The organism is Streptomyces sp. Je 1-332, from assembly GCF_040730185.1.
GTDB lineage: Bacteria > Actinomycetota > Actinomycetes > Streptomycetales > Streptomycetaceae > Streptomyces.
The window spans coordinates 2,966,530-2,990,210 of sequence record NZ_CP160402.1 but is presented as its reverse complement, the minus strand read 5'-3'; the positions used below and the strand labels follow the sequence as shown (position 1 = coordinate 2,990,210).

General features: G+C 71.6%; 2 protein-coding genes (1 of these 2 running past the window's edge). Both read left to right on the top strand.

What is annotated here, in order from left to right; genetic code table 11:
• Positions 1 to 16,536, top strand: the 3' portion of a protein-coding gene (locus ABXJ52_RS13590) for a non-ribosomal peptide synthase/polyketide synthase (RefSeq protein ID WP_367042215.1). 3,963 nt of this gene lie to the left of the window's left edge; only the last 16,536 of its 20,499 coding nucleotides appear in the window; its start codon lies beyond the left edge, outside the window; the stop codon is at positions 16,534 to 16,536.
• The gene (locus ABXJ52_RS13585; RefSeq protein ID WP_367042213.1) at positions 16,536 to 23,681 is read left to right on the top strand and encodes an amino acid adenylation domain-containing protein; all 7,146 of its coding nucleotides are present in this window, start codon (positions 16,536 to 16,538) and stop codon (positions 23,679 to 23,681) included. The genes ABXJ52_RS13590 and ABXJ52_RS13585 overlap by 1 nt, the downstream gene beginning before the upstream one ends.

Genomic DNA, 23,681 nt, shown 5'->3' with positions numbered 1-23,681 from the left:
CTCTCGCGTCTTGGTGCGGGTACGGACATCCCGATCGGCACGCCGATCGCGGGACGGACGGATGACGCGCTCGACGACCTGGTCGGGTTCTTCGTGAACACGCTGGTGTTGCGGACGGACGTCTCGGGTGATCCGACGTTCGCCCAGCTTCTTGAGCGGGTGCGGGCGCAGAACCTGGCGGCGTACGCGCATCAGGACCTGCCCTTCGAGCGGCTCGTGGAGGTGGTCAACCCGGAGCGTTCCCTGGCCAGGCACCCCCTCTTCCAGACCATGCTCAACCTCAACAACGCGGGCCCCGTCGAAGCCCTCGACGCGATCGCCGAGCTCCCCGGCCTCACCGTGCACCACGAGCCGGTCGAGACCAACCGCGTCAAGTTCGACCTCGGCTTCTCCTTCGCCGAGTCCCACGGCTCCACCGGCACACCGGGAGGCCTGCGCGGCGCGCTCCAGTTCAACACGGACCTCTTCGACCGCCGCACCGCCGAGACGCTCGTCGCCCGCTTGGTGCGGGTGCTCGAAGCGGTAGCCGCGGACCCGCGACGCGCTGTGGGCGGGGTCGAGGTACTGGACGCCGTTGAGCGTGAGCGGTTGTTGGTGGAGTGGAACGGCGTTGTGCGGGGTGTTCGGGGTGTGTCGCTGCCGGGGATGTTCGGGGAGCAGGCTGCGAAGTCTCCGGATGCGGTTGCTGTTGTTGCTGGTGATGTCTCCCTGACGTATGGGGAGTTGGACGCACGGTCGAACCGGGTGGCGCGGTGGCTGGTGTCGCAGGGTGTGGGTGCTGAGCGGTTTGTGGGTGTGAAGCTGGCCCGGTCGGTGGATCTGGTGGTGGTGTTGCTGGGTGTGGTGAAGGCCGGTGGTGCGTATGTGCCGGTTGATCCGGAGTATCCGGCGGAGCGGATCGCGCACATCTTGTCGGATGCGGATCCGGTGCTGGTCATCGATGATGCGGCTGTCCTGGCCGGGGCCGAGAGCTTCTCGGATGCGCCGGTGACGGACGTGGATCGTGTGGTGCCGTTGGAGCTGCGTCACCCGGTGTATGTGATCTATACGTCGGGTTCGACGGGGCGTCCGAAGGGTGTGGTGGTCGAGCACGCGTCGGTGGGTCATTACCTGGAGCGGGCGCGTGAGGTGTATGGGGATGCTGCTGGGTCGGCTCTGCTGCATTCGTCGGTGGCGTTCGACCTGACGGTGACGGCTCTGTACTCGCCGCTGGTGTCCGGCGGGCGTGTGGTGCTGGCCGAGCTGGATGAGCAGGCCGCAGAAGCAGGTCAGCCGACCTTCATGAAGGTGACGCCTTCGCATCTGGCTTTGTTGGAGGCGCTTCCGGGTGAGGTCTCGCCTTCGGGGACGCTGATCACCGGTGGTGAGGCCCTGAACAGCGAGGCGCTTGCTGCGTGGCGTGCTGCGCACCCGGGTGTGACGGTCGTGAATGCGTATGGCCCGACGGAGGCGACGGTCAACTGCACCGACTTCCGTATCGAGCCGGGCCAGGAGGTCGCTGCGGGTGCGGTGCCGATCGGCCGCCCGTTCTGGAACACCCGCGCCTACGTCCTGGACGCGGCCCTGCGCCCCGTCCCGGTGGGTGTGGCAGGTGAGCTGTATATCGCGGGCGCGGTCCTGGCTCGCGGTTACTGGCAGCGTCCCGACCTGACGGCCGAACGTTTCACTGCCGATCCCTACGGTCCGTCCGGGTCTCGGATGTATCGCACGGGTGACTTGGCCCGCTGGAACACGGACGGCCAGCTCGTCTACGCCGGCCGCGTGGACGATCAGGTCAAGCTGCGCGGTTTCCGTATCGAACTCGGCGAGATCCAGGCCGTGCTGGCATCCCATGCCCAGGTTGCCCAGGTCGCCGTCATCGTCCGTGAGGACCGCCCCGGTGACCAGCGCCTGGTCGCCTACGTCGTGCCCGACGCCGGCCAGGAGGCCCTCCCCGTTGAGGCCCTGCGCGAGCACGCCGCCGCCCAGCTCCCCGACTACATGGTCCCGTCGACCTTCGTCGTGCTCGACGCCCTGCCGCTGACCACCAACGGCAAGCTGGACCGCCGCGCCCTGCCCGCCCCCGAATACGGACCCGAGGGCGATGGCCGTGCTCCGCGCTCGCCGCGCGAGGAGATCCTCTGCGGGCTCTTCGGTGAGATCCTCGCCATCGAAAGCGTCGGGATCGACGACGACTTCTTCCGTCTCGGCGGCCACTCACTCCTGGCCACGAAACTGGTCAGCCGTATCCGAACTGTGCTCGGCGCCGAGTTGCCCATCCGGCAGCTCTTCGAGACCCCTACCGTCGCCGGCATCTCCAAGGCACTGGACGGCGGCCTGGCCGGAGCCCGCCGCGGGATCACCGCCGGGCCCCGCCCCGACCGCATCCCCCTCTCCTACGCCCAGCAACGCCTCTGGTTCCTGAGCCAGTTCGAGGGGCCCAGCGCCACGTACAACGCCCCTGTCGCCCTGCGCCTGACCGGCACGCTCGACACGGACGCCCTGCGCGCCGCGCTGACCGACATCGTGGGCCGTCACGAGAGCCTGCGCACCCTCTTCTCCGAGGACGGCGACGGCCCTCGTCAGATCGTCCTCTCCGCCGACGCAGAGCAGGCGCGACCCGCCCTTGAGCTCGTCGGGACCGACGAGGGGTCACTGCACGACGAGCTGGCGCGCGCCGCCGCGCTGCCGTTCGACCTGGGTGCGGACATCCCGTTCAGGGCTTGGCTGTTCACCGTCTCGGCGGACAGCCACGTCCTGCTCGTCGTGACCCACCACATCGTGAGCGACGCGTGGTCGCGTGCCCCGCTGGCCCGTGACCTGGCCACCGCCTACGCCGCCCGCGTCGAGGGGCAGGCGCCCGTCTGGGCCCCGCTGCCCGTGCAGTACGCGGACTACAGCATCTGGCAGCGCGAGATCCTCGGCTCCGAGGGCGACGCGGACAGCGAGATCAACCGCCAACTCGCCTACTGGACGGATTCCCTGGCTGATCTGCCGGACCAGCTGGAGCTGCCGTTCGACCGGCCAAGGCCCGCAGTCGCCTCGTATCGCGGCGACCGTGTGCCCTTCGCGATCTCCGCGGAGCTGTACCGGCGCATGGCCGAGGTGGCCCGGACCACGCAGTCGAGCCCGTTCATGGTGTTGCAGGCCGCGCTCGCCGCCCTGCTCACCCGGCTCGGCGCGGGCAACGACATCCCGATCGGCACACCCGTCGCCGGCCGCACCGACGAGTCCGTGGACGACCTGATCGGCGTCTTCCTCAACACGCTCGTGCTGCGCACCGACACCTCGGGCGACCCGGCGTTCACGGAGCTCGTCGCCCGGGTCCGTGAGACGAATCTCGGTGCGTACGCGCATCAGGATCTGCCCTTCGAGCGGCTCGTGGAGGCCGTCAACCCCGAGCGCTCCCTGGCCAGGCACCCGCTGTTCCAGGTGCTCCTCACCCTCAACAACACCGACTACCAAGGTGCGTTGGGGTCGCTGGACGAGCTTCCCGGTCTGGCTGTCGAGCGCGAGTCGGTCGAGTCGTCGGTCGCCAAGTTCGACCTTGCCTTCGGCTTCATGGAGCGGCACGACGAGGACGGGCAGGTCTGCGCGCTCGGCGGGACGCTGGAGTACAGCACCGATCTGTTCGACCGGAACACCGCCCGTACCCTCGTCGACCGGCTGCTGTGCGTGCTCACGGAAGCCCTCGCGGCGCCCGACGCGCCCCTCGGCCGGATCGACCTGCTGACCGCGGCCGAGCGCGGCCGCATCCTCGAACTCTGGAACGACACCGGGTGCGACATGCCCGCGCGTTCGGTCCTTGAGCTGTTCGAGGAGCGGGTGGCTGCCGATCGGGACGCGGTGGCGGTTGTCGCGGGCGAAGTGACCTACTCGTATGGCGAGTTGAGTGCGCGTGTGGACCGGCTTGCCAGCCTGCTGGCTGCGCGTGGTGCCGGGCCGGAGCGGTTCGTGGCGGTCGCTCTGCCGCGTGACGCGGATCTGGTCGTGGCGTTGCTCGCGGTGTGGCGGACGGGGGCGGCGTATCTGCCGCTGGACACGGAGTACCCGGCCGACCGTCTGGCCTACATGCTCGACGACGCCGCACCGCCCCTGCTGCTCACCACGGCGGAACTGACGGCCCTGCTCCCCGAGAGCGACGTCCTGACGATCCTCCTGGACGCGCCGGAGACCGCCGAGGCCCTCGCTGACGCCGCCTCGACGACCGACCTGCCCGCCGCACCCGCCCTCACCAACTCCGCGTACGTGATCTACACGTCGGGGTCGACGGGGCGGCCGAAGGGTGTGGTGGTGCCGCAGGCGCCGCTGGTGAACTTCCTTGTGGCGATGCGGGATCGGTTCGCTCTGGCTGCTGGTGATCGTCTGGGTGCGGTGACCACGGTCGGGTTCGACATCGCGGGTCTTGAGTTGTTCGTGCCGTTGTTGAGTGGTGCGGCTGTGGTGGTCGCCGATCGTGAGACCGTCCGTGATCCGGCCGCGCTTGCCCGTCTGGTGGTGGCCGAGGGTGTGTCGGTGATGCAGGCGACGCCGAGCCTGTGGCGTGCGCTGCTCGCCGAGGATGCCTCGGTGCTCTCGGGTGTGCGGGTGCTCGTCGGGGGCGAAGCCCTTCCCGGTGACCTCGCCCGGGCGCTCGTGGAGTCCGCGGAGTCGGTGACCAACCTCTACGGGCCGACGGAGACCACGATCTGGTCGACGGCCTGGGAGGTGTGGGACCGTTCGCCGCTGATCGGCCGGCCGATCGCGAACACGCAGGTGTACGTGCTCGACAGTGGTCTGCGTCCGGTTCCGGCCGGGGTGCCGGGTGAGCTGTACATCGCCGGTGATGGTGTGGTGCGTGGCTATCACGGGCGGTTCGCTCTGACGGCTGAGCGTTTCATCGCGGACCCGTACGGTCCGGCCGGCTCCCGTATGTACCGCACCGGTGACCTGGTGCGGTGGACCGTGGACGGTGAGCTGGAGTATCTGTCCCGGGTCGATGACCAGGTCAAGCTGCGTGGCTTCCGTATCGAGCTCGGTGAGATCGAGACGGTCCTGGCCGGGCACCCGCAGGTCGCGCAGGCCGCAGTCCTGGTCCGCGAGGACCGACCCGGAGACAAACGCCTCGTCGCCTACGTCATCCCGGCGGCCACGGGGGCCCCGTCGGCCCAGGACCTGCGCGAGCACGCGGGAGCCCAACTCCCCGACTACATGGTCCCGTCGGCCTTCGTCACCCTCGACACCTTCCCGCTGACGGCCAACGGCAAGTTGAACCGCCGTGCGCTGCCCGCTCCCGACTACGGGCCGGAGAGCGAGGGCCGCGCCCCGCGCTCGCCGCGCGAGGAGATCCTCTGCGGCCTCTTCGCCGAGGTCCTCGGTGTCGAGTCGGTGAGCATCGACGACGACTTCTTCCGTCTGGGTGGCCACTCGCTCCTGGCCACCAAGCTGGTCAGCCGCATCCGCACCACGCTGGACGCCGAGATCGCGGTGCGCCGCCTCTTCGAGGCGCCCACCGTCGCCCAGCTCGCCGGTGCACTCGGCGACGCGGCGAGGGCGCGCACCCCGCTCCGGGCCGCGACGCCGCGTCCCGAGCGGCTTCCGCTCTCCCTCGCCCAGCAGCGCCTGTGGTTCCTCAACCAGTTCGAGGGCGCCAACTCCACGTACAACATCCCCGTGGCCCTCCGCCTTTCGGGAGCCCTGGACCACGCGGCGATGGAGGCGGCCCTGGCCGATGTCGTCGCCCGGCACGAGAGCCTGCGCACGGTCTTCGCGGAGGACGCCGAGGGCGCGTATCAGGTGGTACGCGATGCCGCCGATGCCGCACCTGCCCTCACCGTGGCCCCCGTCGACGAGACCCGCGTCGGTGACGAGGTCAACCGCGCCGCGCGCACCCCCTTCGACGTGTCGGAGGATCTGCCGCTGCGTGCCTGGCTGTTCGAGATCGGCGCCGACGAGCACGTGCTGCTCGTGGTCGTCCACCACATCGCGGGTGACGCCTGGTCGATGGGCCCGCTGGCCCGCGACCTGACGGCGGCGTACGCGGCCCGCTGCGACGGCCGGGCCCCCGCCTGGGCCCCGCTGTCGGTCCAGTACGGGGACTACAGCGTCTGGCAGCGGAACGTCCTCGGCGACGAGAGCGACCCGGACAGCCAGGTCGCACGCCAGCTCACCTTCTGGCGCGACACTCTGACCGGCCTCCCGGAGGAGCTCACGCTCCCCACGGACCGGCCTCGGCCCGCCGTCTCGTCGTACGAGGGTGACCGCGTCGCCTTCGAGCTCTCACCGCAGACATACGAACGCCTGACGGCGGTCGCCCGCGACCACCGGGCGAGCCTGTTCATGGTCGTGCAGACGGCGCTTGCCGCGTTGCTCTCGCGTCTTGGTGCGGGGACGGACATTCCGATCGGCACGCCGATCGCGGGGCGGACGGATGACGCGCTCGACGACCTGGTCGGGTTCTTCGTGAACACGCTGGTGTTGCGGACGGACGTCTCGGGTGATCCGACGTTCGCCCAGCTTCTTGAGCGGGTGCGGGCGCAGAACCTGGCGGCGTACGCGCATCAGGACCTGCCCTTCGAGCGGCTGGTGGAAGTGGTCAACCCGGAACGCTCGCTGTCCCGGCACCCCCTCTTCCAGACCATGCTGGTCCTGAACAACACAGATCAGGGCGCCGGCGACGCCGTCGCCTCGCTGCCTGGCCTCACGGTGAGCGGTCAGCCCATCGACGCGGGCGCCGCGAAGTTCGACCTCTCGTTCCGCCTCGGGGAGCGCCGCGCCGCGACGGGCGAGACCATCGCGCTCGGCGGAGCCCTGGACTTCAGCACGGATCTCTTCGACCGGAGAACGGCGCAAGCCATCGTCGCCCGCTTCGTGCGGGTGCTTGAGGCGGTGGCTGCGGATCCGCTTCTCGCTGTCGGGGAGTTGGAGATCCTTGAGGCCGCTGAGCGTGAGCGGTTGTTGGTGGAGTGGAACGGCATTGTCCGGGGTGTTCGGGGTGTGTCGCTGCCAGGGCTGTTCGGGGAGCAGGCTGCGAAGTCTCCGGATGCGGTTGCTGTTGTTGCTGGTGATGTCTCCCTGACGTATAGGGAGTTGGACGCACGGTCCAATCGGGTGGCGCGGTGGCTGGTGTCGCAGGGTGTGGGCGCTGAGCGGTTTGTGGGTGTGAAGCTGGCCCGGTCGGTGGATCTGGTGGTGGCGTTGCTGGGTGTGGTGAAGGCCGGTGGTGCGTATGTGCCGGTTGATCCGGAGTATCCGGCGGAGCGGATCGCGCACATCTTGGCGGATGCGGATCCGGTGCTGGTCATCGATGATGCGGCTGTCCTGGCCGGGGCCGAGAGCTTCTCGGATGCGCCGGTGACGGACGTGGATCGTGTGGTGCCGTTGGAGCTGCGTCACCCGGTGTATGTGATCTATACGTCGGGTTCGACGGGGCGTCCGAAGGGTGTGGTGGTCGAGCACGCGTCGGTGGGTCATTACCTGGAGCGGGCGCGTGAGGTGTATGGGGATGCTGCTGGGTCGGCTCTGCTGCATTCGTCGGTGGCTTTCGATCTGACGGTGACGGCTTTGTACTCGCCGTTGGTGTCCGGCGGGCGTGTGGTGCTGGCCGAGCTGGATGAGCAGGCCGCGCAGGCGGGTCGGCCTTCGTTCATGAAGGTGACGCCCTCGCATCTGGCTTTGCTGGAGGCGCTTCCGGGGGAGGTCTCGCCTTCGGGAACGCTGATCACCGGTGGTGAGGCCCTGAACAGCGAGGCACTTGCTGCGTGGCGTGCGGCGCACCCGGGTGTGACGGTCGTGAACGCGTATGGCCCGACGGAGGCGACGGTCAACTGCACCGACTTCCGTATCGAGCCGGAGCAGGAGGTCGCTGCGGGTGCGGTGCCGATCGGCCGCCCGTTCTGGAACACCCGCGCCTACGTCCTGGACGCGAGGCTGAAGCCGGTCCCGGTCGGCGTGGCAGGCGAGCTGTATATCGCGGGCGCCGTCCTGGCTCGCGGTTACTGGCAGCGTCCCGACCTGACGGCCGAACGCTTCACCGCCGATCCCTACGGTCCGTCCGGGTCTCGGATGTATCGCACGGGTGACTTGGCCCGCTGGAACGCCGACGGCCAGTTGGTCTACGCGGGCCGCGTGGACGATCAGGTCAAGCTGCGCGGTTTCCGTATCGAACTCGGCGAGATCCAAGCCGTGCTGACCGCCCTGCCGGCCATCGCCCAGGCGGCCGTCATCGTCCGTGAGGACCAGCCCGGTGACCAGCGCCTGGTCGCCTACCTCGTGCCCGACGCCGGCCAGGAGGCCCTCCCCGTCGAGGCCCTGCGCGAGCACGCCGCCGCCCAGCTCCCCGACTACATGGTCCCGTCCGCCTTCCTCACCCTCGAAGCCCTGCCGCTGACCACCAACGGCAAGCTGGACCGCCGCGCCCTGCCCGCCCCCGAATACGGGACCGAATCCAGCGAGCACCGCGCGCCCCGCTCGCCCCGCGAGGAGATCCTCTGCGGGCTCTTCGCCGAGTTGCTCCGCATCGACACCGTAGGGATCGACGACGACTTCTTCCGTCTCGGCGGTCACTCGCTGCTCGCCACCCGTCTGGTCAGCCGTATCCGCACGGTGCTCGGCGCCGAGCTGCCCATCCGGCAGCTCTTCGAGACCCCCACCGTCGCCGGCATCTCCAAGGCACTGGACGGCGGCCTGGCCGGAGCCCGCCGCGGGATCACCGCCGGGCCCCGCCCCGACCGCATCCCCCTCTCCTACGCCCAGCAACGCCTCTGGTTCCTCAACCAGTTCGACGGTGCCAACGCCACGTACAACATTCCGGTGGCGCTCCGTCTGACCGGACCGCTCGACCGTGCCGCGCTGCACCAGGCGCTGACGGACGTCGTCGGACGGCACGAGAGCCTGCGCACCCTCTTCGCCGAGGACACCGCGGGCTCGCGGCAGATCGTTCTCCCGGTCGACGCCGAGCAGGCGCGCCCCGGTCTCGCCGTAGTGACGGCCCGGCCCGACGACATCGACGAGCTGGTGCGGGAAGCCGCGCGGACCGGATTCGACCTGTCCACCGAACTCCCGCTGCGGGCAACGCTGTTCACGGTGGACGACCAGGAGCACGTGCTTCTTCTCCTCCTGCACCACATCGTGAGCGACGCGTGGTCACGTGCCCCGTTGGCCCGTGACCTGGCCACCGCCTACGCCGCCCGCGTCGAGGGCCGCGCACCGGCCTGGGCCCCGCTGGCCGTGCAGTACGCGGACTACAGCGTCTGGCAGCGCGAAGTCCTCGGCTCCGAGACCGACCCCGAGAGCGAGATCGCGCGCCAACTCACCTACTGGACAGACTCCCTGGCAGGCCTGCCGGACCAGCTGGAGCTGCCGTTCGACCGGCCAAGGCCCGCAGTCGCCTCGTATCGCGGCGACCGCATCCCCTTCGAGATCCCGGCGGAGCTGTACGCGGACGTCGTGGCTCTCGCCAGGGAGACCGGTTCGAGCCCGTTCATGGTGTTGCAGGCCGCGCTCGCGGGCCTGCTCACCCGGATCGGCGCCGGTGAGGACATCCCGATCGGGACGCCCGTCGCCGGCCGCACGGACAGTGCCGTCGAGCACCTCGTCGGCGTGTTCATCAACACCCTGATCCTGCGCACGGACACCTCGGGAAGCCCCACGGCCCGCGACCTGATCGCCCGGGTCCGTGAGACGAACCTCGGTGCGTACGCGCATCAGGACCTGCCCTTCGAGCGGCTCGTGGAGGCCGTCAACCCCGAGCGCTCCCTCTCCCGTCATCCCCTCTTCCAGGTGCTCCTGGCCTTCAACAACACGGACACGGCCACCGTCGAGGACGCCGTCGCGCAGTTGCCCGGTCTCTCCGTGACGCGGGCCGTGGCGGACACGGCGGTCGCCAAGTTCGACCTGTCCTTCGCGTTCGCCGAGGTGGCGGGGGAACACGGGCTCGGCGGTGTCCTGGAGTACAGCACCGACCTGTTCGACCGCTCCACGGTCGAGACCCTCGGCGCGCGCTTCCTGCGCGTGATCCGCGGCATGGTCACCGCCCCCGACGCCCCGCTCGGCACGATCGACCTTCTCGACGACACCGAGACACGCACGCTGCTCGCCGGCTGGAACGACACCGGGTGCGACATTCCCGCGCGTTCGGTTCTGGAGCTGTTCGAGGAGCGGGTGGCTGCCGATCGTGATGCGGTGGCGGTGGTCGCTGGTGAAGTGGCGTACTCATACGGTGAGTTGAGTGCGCGTGTGGACCGGCTTGCCAGCCTGCTGGCTGCGCGTGGTGCCGGGCCGGAGAGGTTCGTGGCGGTCGCTCTGCCGCGTGACGCGGATCTGGTCGTGGCGTTGCTCGCGGTGTGGCGGACGGGGGCGGCGTATCTGCCGCTGGACACGGAGTACCCGGCCGACCGTCTCGCCTACATGCTCGACGACGCCGCACCGCCGCTGATCCTGACCGCCGCCGAGTCGGCCGAAAGCCTGCCGGACAGCGACATCCCCAGGCTCCTGCTCGACGACCCGGCCGTGCGGTCCGCTCTGGCGGACCCGTCGGCCCCCGGCCTCGCACCCGTGCCCGCCGACCTCCGCAACTCCGCGTACGTGATCTACACGTCGGGGTCGACGGGGCGGCCGAAGGGTGTGGTGGTTCCGCAGGCGCCGCTGGTGAACTTCCTTGTGGCGATGCGGGATCGGTTCGCTCTGGCTGCTGGTGATCGTCTGGGTGCGGTGACCACGGTCGGGTTCGACATCGCGGGTCTTGAGTTGTTCGTGCCGTTGTTGAGTGGTGCGGCTGTGGTGGTCGCCGATCGTGAGACCGTCCGTGATCCGGCCGCGCTTGCCCGTCTGGTGGTGGCCGAGGGTGTGTCGGTGATGCAGGCGACGCCGAGCCTGTGGCGTGCGCTGCTCGCCGAGGATGCCTCGGTGCTCTCGGGTGTGCGGGTGCTCGTCGGGGGCGAAGCCCTTCCCGGTGACCTCGCCCGGGCGCTCGTGGAGTCCGCGGAGTCGGTGACCAACCTCTACGGGCCGACGGAGACCACGATCTGGTCGACGGCCTGGGAGGTGTGGGACCGTTCGCCGCTGATCGGCCGGCCGATCGCGAACACGCAGGTGTACGTGCTCGACAGTGGTCTGCGTCCGGTTCCGGCCGGGGTGCCGGGTGAGCTGTACATCGCCGGTGATGGTGTGGTGCGTGGCTATCACGGGCGGTTCGCTCTGACGGCCGAGCGTTTCATCGCGGACCCGTACGGTCCGGCCGGCTCCCGTATGTACCGCACCGGTGACCTGGTGCGGTGGACCGTGGACGGTGAGCTGGAGTATCTGTCCCGGGTCGATGACCAGGTCAAGCTGCGTGGCTTCCGTATCGAGCTCGGTGAGATCGAGACGGTCCTGGCCGGGCACCCGCAGGTCGCCCAGGCCGCCGTCCTGGTCCGCGAGGACCGCCCCGGCGACAAACGCCTCGTCGCCTACATCCGCGAGGACCGGGCCGGTTCACCGGTGGGCACCCAGGCCCTGCGGGACCACGCAGGAGCCCAACTCCCGGACTACATGGTCCCGTCGGCCTTCGTCATCCTCGACACCTTCCCGCTCACTCCGAACGGGAAGCTGGACCGCCGTGCGCTGCCCGCTCCCGACTACGGGCCGGAGAGCGAGGGCCGGGCCCCGCGCTCGCCGCGCGAGGAGATCCTCTGCGGCCTCTTCGCCGAGGTCCTCGGCATGGAAGCCGTCAGCATCGACGACGACTTCTTCCAGCTCGGCGGCCACTCCCTGCTCGCCACCCGCCTGGTCAGCCGCGTCCGCACCACGCTGGACGCCGAACTGCCGGTGCGCCGCCTCTTCGAGGCGCCCACCGTCGCCCGCCTCGCCGACGCCCTCGACGAGGCGGCCGGTGCGCGCGGCCGGGTGGTGCCCGTCGTGCGGCCCGCCCGTGTGCCGCTCTCGCACGCCCAGCAGCGGCTCTGGTTCCTGCAGCACCTGGAGGGCCCGAGCGACGCCTACAACGTGCCCGTCTCGCTCGACCTCACGGGCCCGCTCGACACGGAGGCACTGCGCGCCGCGCTCACTGACGTGGCGATCCGGCACGAGAGCCTGCGCACCGTCTTCGCGGAGGGCTCGGACGGCGAGGCGTACCAGGTGGTCCTGGACGCCGAGCACGTCCGGGTGCCGCTGGTGGTCGAGCGCACGGACGACGCGTCGGTGGACCGCCTGCTGCGCCGAGCCGCCGGCTACGTCTTCGACCTGGAGTCCGAAGCCCCGCTGCGGGCCTCGGTGTTCGAGCTCGGCGCCGACCGGCACGCGCTGCTCCTGCTGACGCACCACATCGCGAGCGACGCCTGGTCGCGCGGCGCCCTGGTGCGTGACCTGACGGCGGCGTACGCGGCCCGCTGCGAGGGCCAAGCCCCTGCCTGGACCCCGCTGGCGGTCCAGTACGCGGACTACAGCATCTGGCAACGGGACGTCCTCGGCTCCGAGAGCGACCCGGACAGCGAGGCGTCGCGTCAACTCGCCTTCTGGCGCGACACCTTGGGCGGCCTTCCGGAGGAGCTGGAACTGCCCTTCGACCGGCCGAGGCCCGCGGTCTCCTCGTACGAGGGTGACCGTGTCGTCTTCGAGCTCTCCCCGCAGACGTACGAGCGGCTGACGGCGGTCGCCCGCGACCACCGGGCGAGCCTCTTCATGGTGCTCCAGACCGGCCTCACCGCTCTGCTCACGCGGCTCGGCGCGGGGACGGACATCCCGATCGGCACGCCGATCGCGGGACGGACCGATGACGCGCTCGACGACCTGGTCGGGTTCTTCGTGAACACGCTGGTGCTGCGCACCGACACCTCGGGAGACCCCACGTTCGCCCAGCTCCTCGAGCGGGTGCGGGCCCACGACCTGGCGGCGTACGCGCACCAGGACCTGCCCTTCGAGCGGCTCGTGGAGGTGGTCAACCCGGAGCGTTCCCTGGCCAGGCACCCCCTCTTCCAGACCATGCTCAGCTTCGACAACGCCGGGCGCCTCGCGGGTGACCGCACGGACCTGGGCGGGCGGACCGGGCTCGCCGTCACCGGACGTCCGCTGGGCGCCCCGTCCGCGAAGTTCGACCTCTCCTTCGAGATCGCGGAGCACGCGGCGGCCCCCGGGCGGCCCGCGGGGCTCGGCTGCGCGCTCGACTTCAGCACCGAACTCCTCGACCGGGAGACCGCGCAGAGCATCGCCGACCGCTTCGTGCGGATGCTGGAAGCGCTCGCCGACGACCCGCGGCGGCCCATCGGCGACGCCGAGATCCTCGACGCCGACGAGCGGCACCGCATGCTCGTCGAGTGGAACGACACGGCGGTCGACCACCCGTCGCACACCTCCGTGCACGCCCTCTTCGAGGAGCGGGCGGCCGCCGAGCCGGACGCGGTGGCCGTCGTCGCCGGAGAGCTGACCCTGACGTACGGCGAGTTGAACAAGCGCGCCAACCGGCTCGCGCACCACCTCGTCGGCATGGGCGTCGGCAAGGAGAGCCGTGTCGCGGTCTTCCAGGAGCGGTCCGCCGAACTGGTCGTCTCGACGCTCGCCGTGCTCAAGGCGGGCGGCGTCTACGTGCCGATCGACCCCCAGCAGCCCGCGTCCCGCTCCGAGTTCATCCTGCGGGACACCGAGGCCGTGGCCCTGCTCACCGACCGCGCGCCCGGCGACGTGGGCTTCGCCGTCCAGGCGCCGGTGCTGCGCGTCGGCCCCGGGCACGACATCATCGGCCGGCCGGAGGACGACCCTGGCATCGCCACGGACGCGGAACAGCTCGTCTACGTGATGTACACCTCGGGCTCCACGGGCACCCCCAAGGGCGTCGCCAACACCCACCACAACGTCGTCCACCTGGCGGGCGACCAGTACTGGCGGCGCGGCAACCACGAGCGCGTACTCATGCACTCCCCGTACGCCTTCGACGCCTCCACCTTCGAGATCTGGACGCCGCTCCTGACCGGCGGCCGCATCGTGGTCGCCCCGGCTGGGCGCCTGGACGCGGCCGACCTGGCCGCGGCCATCGCCGGGCAGGAGGTGTCGGGTCTCTTCGTCAGCGCCGGGCTCTTCCGGGTCCTCGCCGAGGAGCACCCCGCGTGCTTCCGCGGTGTCCGGGAGATCTGGGCGGGCGGCGACGTCGTGTCGCCGGTCGCGGTGCGCCGCGTCCTGGAGGCCTGCCCCGGCACGGTCGTCGCCAACGAGTACGGGCCCACCGAGACCACCGTGTTCTCCGCGGTCAACCAGCTGCGCGCCCCCGAAGAGGTGCCCGAGGCCGTCGTCCCGATCGGCCGCCCGCTGTGGAACACCCGCCTGTACGTCCTGGACGACCGGCTGCGGCCCGTCGCGCCGGGCGTCAACGGCGAGCTGTACATCGCGGGCGCAGGCGTGGCCCGCGGCTATCTGGGCCGCGGCGACCTGACGGCGCAGCGCTTCGTGGCCGACCCGTTCGCGGGCGGCGGCGAGCGGATGTACCGCACCGGTGACGTGGTGTCCTGGCACGCCGACGGCCGCCTGGAGTTCGCGGGCCGGGTCGACGACCAGGTCAAGCTGCGCGGCTTCCGCATCGAGCTCGGCGAGGTCGAGGCGGTGCTCGCGGGCCGCGCCGACGTGACGCAGGCCGCGGTGATCCTGCGCGAGGACCGCCCCGGAGACAAGCGGCTCGTGGGATACGTCGTCGCGGCGGCGGGCGCCCCCGACCCGGACGAGCTGCGCGGCCATGTCGCGGCCGCGCTGCCCGACTACATGGTCCCGTCGGCCGTCGTCGTCCTGGACGAACTGCCGCTCACCCTCAACGGCAAGCTGGACCGACGCGCCCTTCCGGCGCCGGAGTACGGCTCCGAGGACGCGAGCCGGCGCGGGCCGCGCTCCGAACGCGAGAAGGCCCTGTGCGGACTCTTCGCCGATGTCCTCGGCCTCGCCGACGTCGGCATCGACGACGGGTTCTTCGACCTGGGCGGCGACAGCATCATGTCGATCCAGCTGGTCAGCCGGGCCCGCAGGGCCGGACTCGAACTGTCCGTGCGGGACGTCTTCGAGCACCGCACGGTGGCCGCGCTCGCCGACGTCGTCCAGGAGGCGACCGGCGCTCCGGCCGAGGAGGCGGGTGCGGGCATCGGCGAGGTGCCGCTCACCCCGATCAAGCGGTGGTTCCTCGAACGGGGCGGCCCCGCCGACCAGTTCAACCAGTCCCGCCTCGTGCAGGTGCCCGCGTCCCTGCGGCACGATCACCTCGTCTCGGCGGTGGGGGCCCTGCTCGACCACCACGACGCGCTGCGGGCGCGGCTGACGCCGGCGCCCGAGTGGCGCCTGGAGATCCGCGAACCGGGCACGGTGGACGCCGCGTCCCGCGTGCGCCGGGTGTCGGCCGCAGGTCTCGACGAAGCCGCGCGTCAGGAGCTTGTCCGCAGGGAGACCGAGGCCGCCCGTGAGCGGCTCGACTTGGCCACGGGCAGCCTGGCCCAGGTCGTGTGGTTCGACCGGGGGGCCCAGGTGCCGGGCGTACTGCTCGTCATCGTCCACCACCTGGTGGTGGACGGGGTGTCCTGGCGGATCCTCGTCCCGGACCTCGCGGAGGCCTATGCGGCCCTCGCCGCGGACCGCACGCCCGAGCTGCAGCCGGTGGGCACCTCGCTGCGCCGCTGGTCCCAGCGCCTGACCGAGGAGGCGGCCCGGCCGGCCCGGTCCACGGAGGCGTCGTGGTGGCAGAGCGTCCTGCGCGGCGCCGAACCCACCCTGGGCAACCGGCCGCTCGACCCGGCCCGGGACACGTACGCCACCGCGGCGCACGTCGCCATGGCGCTGCCGGTGTCGGTGACGGAGGCGGTCCTGACGCGGGTTCCCTCGGTGTTCAACGCCGAGGTGAACGACGTGCTCCTCGCGGCGTTCACACTCGCCTGGACACGTTGGCGGGCCGGGAACGGCAGTGGTCTGCTGCTGGACCTGGAGGGTCACGGCCGTGAGGAACAGGTCGTGGAGGGCGCGGACCTGTCGCGGACGGTGGGCTGGTTCACCAACCTCTACCCCGTACGTCTGGACGCGGGCGTCAGCGACCTCGCCGACGCCTTCGCGGGCGGCCCCACGGCCGGTGAAGCGGTCAAGGAGGTCAAGGAACAGCTGCGGTCGGTGCCCGACAAGGGCATGGGCTACGGCCTGGCCCGCTACCTCAACCCCGCCACCGCGGCCGGCTTCGCCGGGCTCCCCGCACCCCAGGTCGCCTTCAACTACCTGGGCCGTTTCGCCACCGCGGGCACCGAGGACGCGGGCAGCGCCGACATCCCCGACTGGACGGTGCTCGCCACCGCGGCCGGGCTCGGCGGCACGGACCCGCGGGTCCCACTCGCCCACGCCCTCGAACTCAACGCCCGTACGAACGACGGGCCGAGCGGCCCCGAGCTGACCGCGACCTGGACCTGGGCCGAGGGAATCCTCGACGAGGGCGGCGTGCGCGAACTCGCCGACCTGTGGTTCCAGGCCCTCGAAGCCCTCGTGGCGCACGCCGAACGCCCCGACGCCGGCGGCCTGACCGTCTCCGACGTGTCGCTGAGTCTCCTTGACCAGAACGAAATCGAATTGCTCGAAGACGAGTGGAGGACGTCGTAATGGCGACACAGTCCGGACTTCAGGACATTCTGCCGCTGGCACCGCTGCAGGAAGGTCTGCTCTTCCACAGCGTGTACGACGAGACGGCCACGGACGTCTACCTGGTGCAGCAGGCCATCGACCTGGAAGGAGACCTCGACACGGCCGCCCTGCGCGCCGCGTGCCGCACGCTGCTCGCCCGGCACGCCAACCTGCGCGCCGCCTTCCGCTACGCGGGACTGAAGCGGCCCGTGCAGATGATCCCGCACCAGGTGGCCCTGCCCTGGGAGGAGCTCGACCTCACCGGCCATCCCGAGGAGGAGCGCGCGGCCGCCGCGGACCGGGCTCTCGAAGAGGACCGGCTGCGCAGGTTCGACCTGGCCAAGCCGCCGCTGATGCGGTTCACCCTGATGCGGCTCGGAACCCACCGCTTCCGGTTCGTCCTGACCAACCACCACATCCTGCTCGACGGCTGGTCCAAGCCGATGCTGGTGCGCGAACTGCTCAAGCTGTACGCGACCAAGGGCGACGACAGCGGACTGCCGAAGGTCAGGCCCTTCCGCGACTACCTCCAGTGGCTGGCCCAGCAGGACCGCCAAGCCGCCCTGACGGCCTGGCGCGAGACCCTGGCCGGGCTCGACGGGCCCACGCTCGTCGCGCAGCGGCACGGCGAACGCACCCCGCAGGTCCCCGGCCGCCTGGAGGCCGAGGTCGACCAGGCGACGTACGAGAAGCTGTCGGCGCTCGTGCGGGACCGTGCCCTGACCCTCAACTCCCTGGTACAGGGCGCCTGGGCGGTCGTCGTCGGCGGCCTCACCGGACGCGACGACGTGGTGTTCGGCACGACCGTCTCCGGACGGCCCCCGGAGCTCGCCGGGATCGAGACCATGGTGGGTCTGTTCATCAACACGCTGCCCGTGCGGGTGCGGCTGCGCCCCGACGAGCCGCTCCTGGCCATGGTGCGCCGGGTACAGGACGAGCAGACCCGGCTGCAGGCACACCAGCAGCTGGGCCTCGCGGAGGTGCAGCGGCTGGCCGGAGCCGGTGAACTCTTCGACACCACCATGGTGTTCGAGAACTACCCGACCGACATCGGCGCCGAGGACGACGAGCCCGGCGGTTTCCGCGGCCTGACCGTCACCGCCGCCCGCAACCGCGACGCCACCCACTACCCCCTGGCGTTCGTCGCCGTCGGACGCGGCGGTCTGCGCCTGCGCATCGACCACCAGCCCGACCTGATCGCGCCCGATCTCGCCCGGGCCGTCATGGACCGCCTCGTCCGCGTCCTGGAGTCCGTGGCCCGTGCCCCCGAACTGCCCCTGGGGCGGCTCGACGCGCTCTGCCCGCAGGAGCGGCGCGCCGCACTGGAACTGGGCCGCGGCGCCACCACGGACGTGCCGGTGACGACCCTGCCCGAGGCGTTCCGCGCCCGGGCCGCCGGCACCCCGCACGCCGAGGCCGTCCGCTGCGGCGGGACATCCCTCGACTACGCCGACCTCGACGCCCTGTCCGACCGGCTGGCCCACCGCCTCATCGAGGCCGGAGTACGCCCCGAGACGCCGGTCGCCCTGCTCATGGAACGCTCCGCGGAGCTGGTCGTCGCCGTCCTCGGCATCCTCAAGGCGGGCGGCGCCTATGTCCCGATGCGCCACACGGACCCCGACGAGCGGCTGCGGCAGACCCTCGCCCGTGCGGGCGTGACCCTCGTCCTCGCCGACGCGGCGAACCACGGACGGGCCGCGGGGACGGGCGCCACCGTGCTGCTGACCGGCGACGGCGACGGCGACCACGTGACGCCCGTGAGCGCGCCCGACGTGTCCATCGCCGCTGACCAGCTCGCCTACGTCATGCACACCTCGGGATCCACCGGCACTCCCAAGGGCGTCGCCGTCACCCACCGGGACGTCGTCGAACTCGCCCACGACCGCTCGTTCGCCGGCGGCGCGCACGCCCGGACCCTCGTCCACTCGCCGCACGCGTTCGACGCCTCCACCTACGAGATGTGGGTGCCGCTCCTGTCCGGCGGCACCGCCGTCGTCGCCCCGGCCGGCGACCTGGACGCCGACACGCTCGGCAAGCTCCTCGTCGAGCACGAAGTGAGCGCCCTGTGGCTCACCTCGGGACTCTTCCAGCTCATCGCCGACGAGGCGCCCGAACACCTCCGCGGCGTACGGGAGGTGTGGACCGGCGGCGACGTCGTCCCCGCCGCCTCCGTGCGCCGGGCCATGGCGGCCTGTCCCGACCTCACGGTCGTCGACGGCTACGGGCCCACCGAGACGACGACGTTCGCCGTGCGGCACGCGCTGCCCGCGGGCTCCGACGTGCCGGCCGCCATGCCCATCGGCACGGCCCTGGACAACACCGCGCTGCGAGTCCTGGACGGTTCCCTGCGTCCGGTGCCCGCCGGTGCGACCGGCGAGCTGTACATCGCCGGCGCCGGGCTCGCCCGCGGCTACTGGCGACGTGCGGGCCTGACCGCCGAGCGTTTCGTGGCCGACCCGCACGGCCCCGCGGGCACCCGCATGTACCGCACCGGCGACGTGGTGCGGTGGAACACCGAGGGCACCCTGGACTACATCGGGCGTGCCGACGCACAGGTGAAGATCCGTGGCTTCCGCATCGAACTCGGCGAGATCGAGTCCGTGCTGGGCGCCCACCCGGCCGTGGGCCAGACCGTCGTCACCGTCCGCGAGGCAAGGCCCGGCGACAAGCGCGTCGTCGCCTACGTCGTCCCGGCGCAGGGCGCCTCCCCGGCCCCGGCACAACTGCGCGCCCACGCCGCCGCCGAACTGCCCGACTACATGGTCCCGTCCGCCTACCTCGTCCTCGACGCGCTGCCGCTCACCGGCAACGCCAAGGTGGACAGGGCGGCGCTGCCCGACCCCGACTTCGGCGCGGGCACCACCGGGCGCGCCCCGCGCACCCCGCAGGAGGAGATCCTGTGCGGCCTGTTCGCGGAGCTGCTCGGAGTGCCGTCCGTGGGCATCGACGACGACTTCTTCGAACTGGGCGGCCACTCGCTGCTCGCCACCCGCCTGGTCAGCCGCGTCCGCTCGGTCCTCGGCGCCGAACTGGCCATCCGCGGGCTCTTCGAGGCGCCCACGGTCGCCGCGCTCGGACGGGCGCTCACGGAGGCCGGCGGCGCCCGCGTGGCCCTGGAGCCCGCCGACCCGCGGCCCGAGCGGGTGCCCGCCTCCTTCGCCCAGCGCAGGCTCTGGTTCCTGAACCGCTTCGAGGGCCCCAGCGCGACGTACAACATCCCCTTCGCGCTGCGCCTCACCGGCGACCTCGACGAGACGGCGCTGCGCGCCGCGCTCGCGGACGTGGCACGGCGGCACGAGGTCCTGCGCACCGTGTTCGCCGAGGACGCAGACGGCCCCTACCAGATCGTCCTCGACGGCGACCGGGCCCGGCCCGAACTGACCTCCGTGCCCGGCGTGAGCCCCGCGGAGCTGCCCGGGCACCTCGCGAAGGCCGCACGCCACGCCTTCGACCTCGGCACCGAAGTGCCGTTGCGCGCCTGGCTGTTCGGCACGGGGGAGCGGGAACACGTACTGCTCCTGGTGATCCACCACATCGCGGGCGACGGCTGGTCGGTGCCGCTCCTGGCGCGCGACCTCACCGGCGCCTACGCGGCCCGGCGCGAGGGCGAGGCGCCCGCCGTGGCCCCGCTGCCCGTGCAGTACGCCGACTACAGCCTCTGGCAGCGCCACGTCCTCGGAGCGGAGGACGACGAGACCAGCCCCATCTCCCGCCAGCTGGCCTACTGGAAGGAGGCGCTGGCCGGACTCCCGGACGAGCTGGCACTGCCCGCCGACCGGCCGCGGCCCCCCGTCACAGAGAACCGCGGCGACCGCGTCCTGTACGAGGTCCCCGGGCCGCTGCACCAGAAGATCACCGACCTGTCCCGCGCCACCCAGTCCAGCCCCTTCATGGTCCTGCAAGCGGCGGTCGCGGCCCTCCTGAGCAGGCTCGGCGCGGGCAGCGACATCCCGCTCGGCACGCCCGTCGCGGGCCGCACCGACGACGCCTTGGACGACCTCGTCGGCTTCTTCGTCAACACGCTCGTGCTGCGCACCGACACGTCGGGCAACCCCACCTTCCGCGAACTGGTCGCCCGGGTACGGGAGTCGGACCTGGCCGCCTACGCCCACCAGGACCTGCCGTTCGAGCGCCTGGTGGAGGAGCTGAACCCGGCCCGCTCGCTGGTGCGGCACCCGCTCTTCCAGACCATGCTGACCTTCAACAACACCGACAGGTCCGCGCAGTCGGGCCCCGAGCTGCCCGGCCTGACGGTGGCGCCGGTGGAGTCCGACACCGCGTCGGCCAAGTTCGACCTGCTGTTCTCCTTCGCGGAGCGCCGCGCGGACGACGGCGCCCCCGCCGGGCTCGGCGCGGGCCTGGAGTTCAGCACCGACCTGTTCGACCGGTCCACCGCCGAGGCGCTCGTGGCGCGGCTGCTGCGGTTCCTGGACGAGGCGACCGGCGATCCCAAGCGCCGGATCGGTGAGATGTCCGTACTCACCGACACGGAACGGCGGTTGGTCCTCCACGAGTGGAACACCACCGAACGCGCCTTCCCCCGGCGCTCGTTGGCGGGCCGGTTCGAGGAGGCCGCCGCGAACACCCCGGATGCGGTGGCGGTCGAGGCCCCGGACGGCTCTCTGACCTACGCCGAACTCGACGCGCGCGCCGACCGCCTGGCCCGGCTGCTCGCCGACCGCGGCGCGGGCCCCGAGAGCCTGGTCGCGGTCGCCATGCCCCGCTCCGCCGACCTGGTCACCGCCCTGATCGCGATAGGCAAGGCGGGAGCGGGCTATCTCCCCCTCGACCCGGAGTATCCGGCCGACCGCATCGCCTACATGCTGGAGGACGCCTGCCCCTCCGTCGTCCTCACCACGCGCGCGGTGCGCGAGGTGCTGCCCGCCGGGCAGGAGGACCGCACCTTCGTGGTCGACGAGCCCTCCGCGGAACGGGAGGCGGCCGAATCCGGCGCTGGACGCCTGAGCGTGCCGTACCACCCCGACCACCCGGCGTACGTCATCTACACCTCGGGATCGACCGGCCGCCCCAAGGGCGTCGCGATGCCCGCGGGCGCCCTGGGCAACCTGCTCGACTGGCACGACGAGGCGCTCCCCGGCGGCCCGGGCACCCGCGTCGCGCAGTTCACCGCCGTGAGCTTCGACGTCTCCGTGCAGGAGATCCTCTCCGCGCTGCTCTCCGGCAAGACTCTGGTGGTCTGCTCCGAGGACGTGCGGCGCGATCCGGCCCGGCTCGCGCGCTGGCTCCAGGACGCCCGCGTCCAGGAGCTGTACGCGCCCAACCTCGTCGTCGACGCGGTCTGCGAGGCCGCGAACGCCCAGGGCCTGACCCTGCCCGACCTCACCGACCTGGTGCAGGCCGGCGAGGCGCTCACCCCGCACGGAGCCATCCGCGTCTTCTGCGCCGCGGGGGAGGGGCGACGGCTGCACAACCACTACGGGCCCGCTGAGACCCACGTGGTGACGGCACATCAGCTTCCCGTCAGGACCGAGGAGTGGGACGAGGGGGCGCCGCCCATCGGCATCCCCGTCGCCAACACCGCCGTGCGTGTCCTGGACCCCTGGCTGGCCCCGGTGCCGCCCGGCGTCGCGGGAGAGCTGTACATCGCGGGCGCCGCCCTGGCCCGCGGCTACCACGGCCGTCCCGGGCTGACCGCGGAACGGTTCGTCGCCGACCCGTACGGCCCCGCCGGCGCCCGCATGTACCGCACCGGTGACCTGGCCCGCTTCACCGGCGAGGGGCAACTGGTCTACCTGGGCCGGGCCGACACCCAGGTGAAGATCCGCGGCTTCCGCATCGAACCCGGCGAGATCGAGGCCGCGCTCACCGCGGAGCCGGACGTGGCGCAGGCCGCCGTGGTCGTGCGCGAGGACCGGCCGGGGGACCGGCGGCTCGTCGGCTATGTGGTGCCCGCGGGACAGCCCGCCGACGGCGAGCTGCGGACCCGCGTGGCGGGGCGGCTGCCCGACCACATGGTGCCCGCCGCGTTCGTCACCCTCGACGCGCTGCCCTTGACGCCCAACGGCAAGCTGGACCGGGCCGCGCTCCCGGCGCCGGCCTACGCGGCGGGCGGCGGCAGGGAGCCCGTGACGCCCGAGGAGCACACGCTGTGCGCCCTGTTCGCCGAGGTGCTCGGCGTGGACCGGGCCAGGGCCGAGGACGACTTCTTCGAGCTCGGCGGACACTCCTTCCTCGCCGCCCGGCTCGTCGGACGCATCCGCGAGGACCTGGGCGTCGAACTGCCCGTGCGTACCGTCTTCGAGGCGCCGACCCCGGCCGCCATCGCCGCCGTCCTGGCCGGCGGCACGGTCACCGAGGGCCGTGCCTCGACCGGGGTGCTGCTGCCCCTGCGGGCGCGCGGCTCGGCCGCCCCGCTGTTCTGCCTGCACCCCGGTGGCGGCTTCAGCTGGTGCTACTCGGGCCTGGTCCGGCACATCGGCCCGGACGTGCCCGTCTACGGCGTCCAGGCGCGCGGCCTTGACGGGGAGGGCCGACTGCCCGCCACCATGGACGAGATGGTCGAGGACTACCTCGCCCAGATCCGCGCGGTACAGCCGCACGGCCCCTACCGGCTCGCGGGCTGGTCCTTCGGCGGTCTGTCCGCGCACGCCCTGGCCACCCGGCTGCGCGCCGACGGCGAGGAGGTGGGCCTGCTCGCCGTGCTCGACGCCTATCCGCCGAACGCCGACGCCGACACCTCCGACCCGGTGGAGCACGAGGTCGTCGCGCACAACATGCAGGCCATGGGGTTCGAGTTCGAGATGGCCGATCTCATAGCAGACCAGGAAGCGGTCCTGCTGCGTTTCCGGGAGTTCCTGCAGACCGGAAACCAGGCCCTTGCGCACCTGGAGGCGCAGGACATGCTGGCGCTCAAGGATGTATACGTGAACAATGTCCGGATCATGCGCAAATTCGAGCCGGATTTCTTCGACGGCGACGTCCTCTTCATCTCCGCCGACCGAAAGTCGGACGCCGACAGATCCGACCGCCTGGATGTCAACTTGTGGCAATCCTTTGTCGGCGGAACCGTCGATGTCCGGGCTATAGACTCGACGCACGGAAATCTGATGACGGATGCCCGGCACGTGGCCCGCATCGGCAATCTCCTCGCCGATCACTTGTAA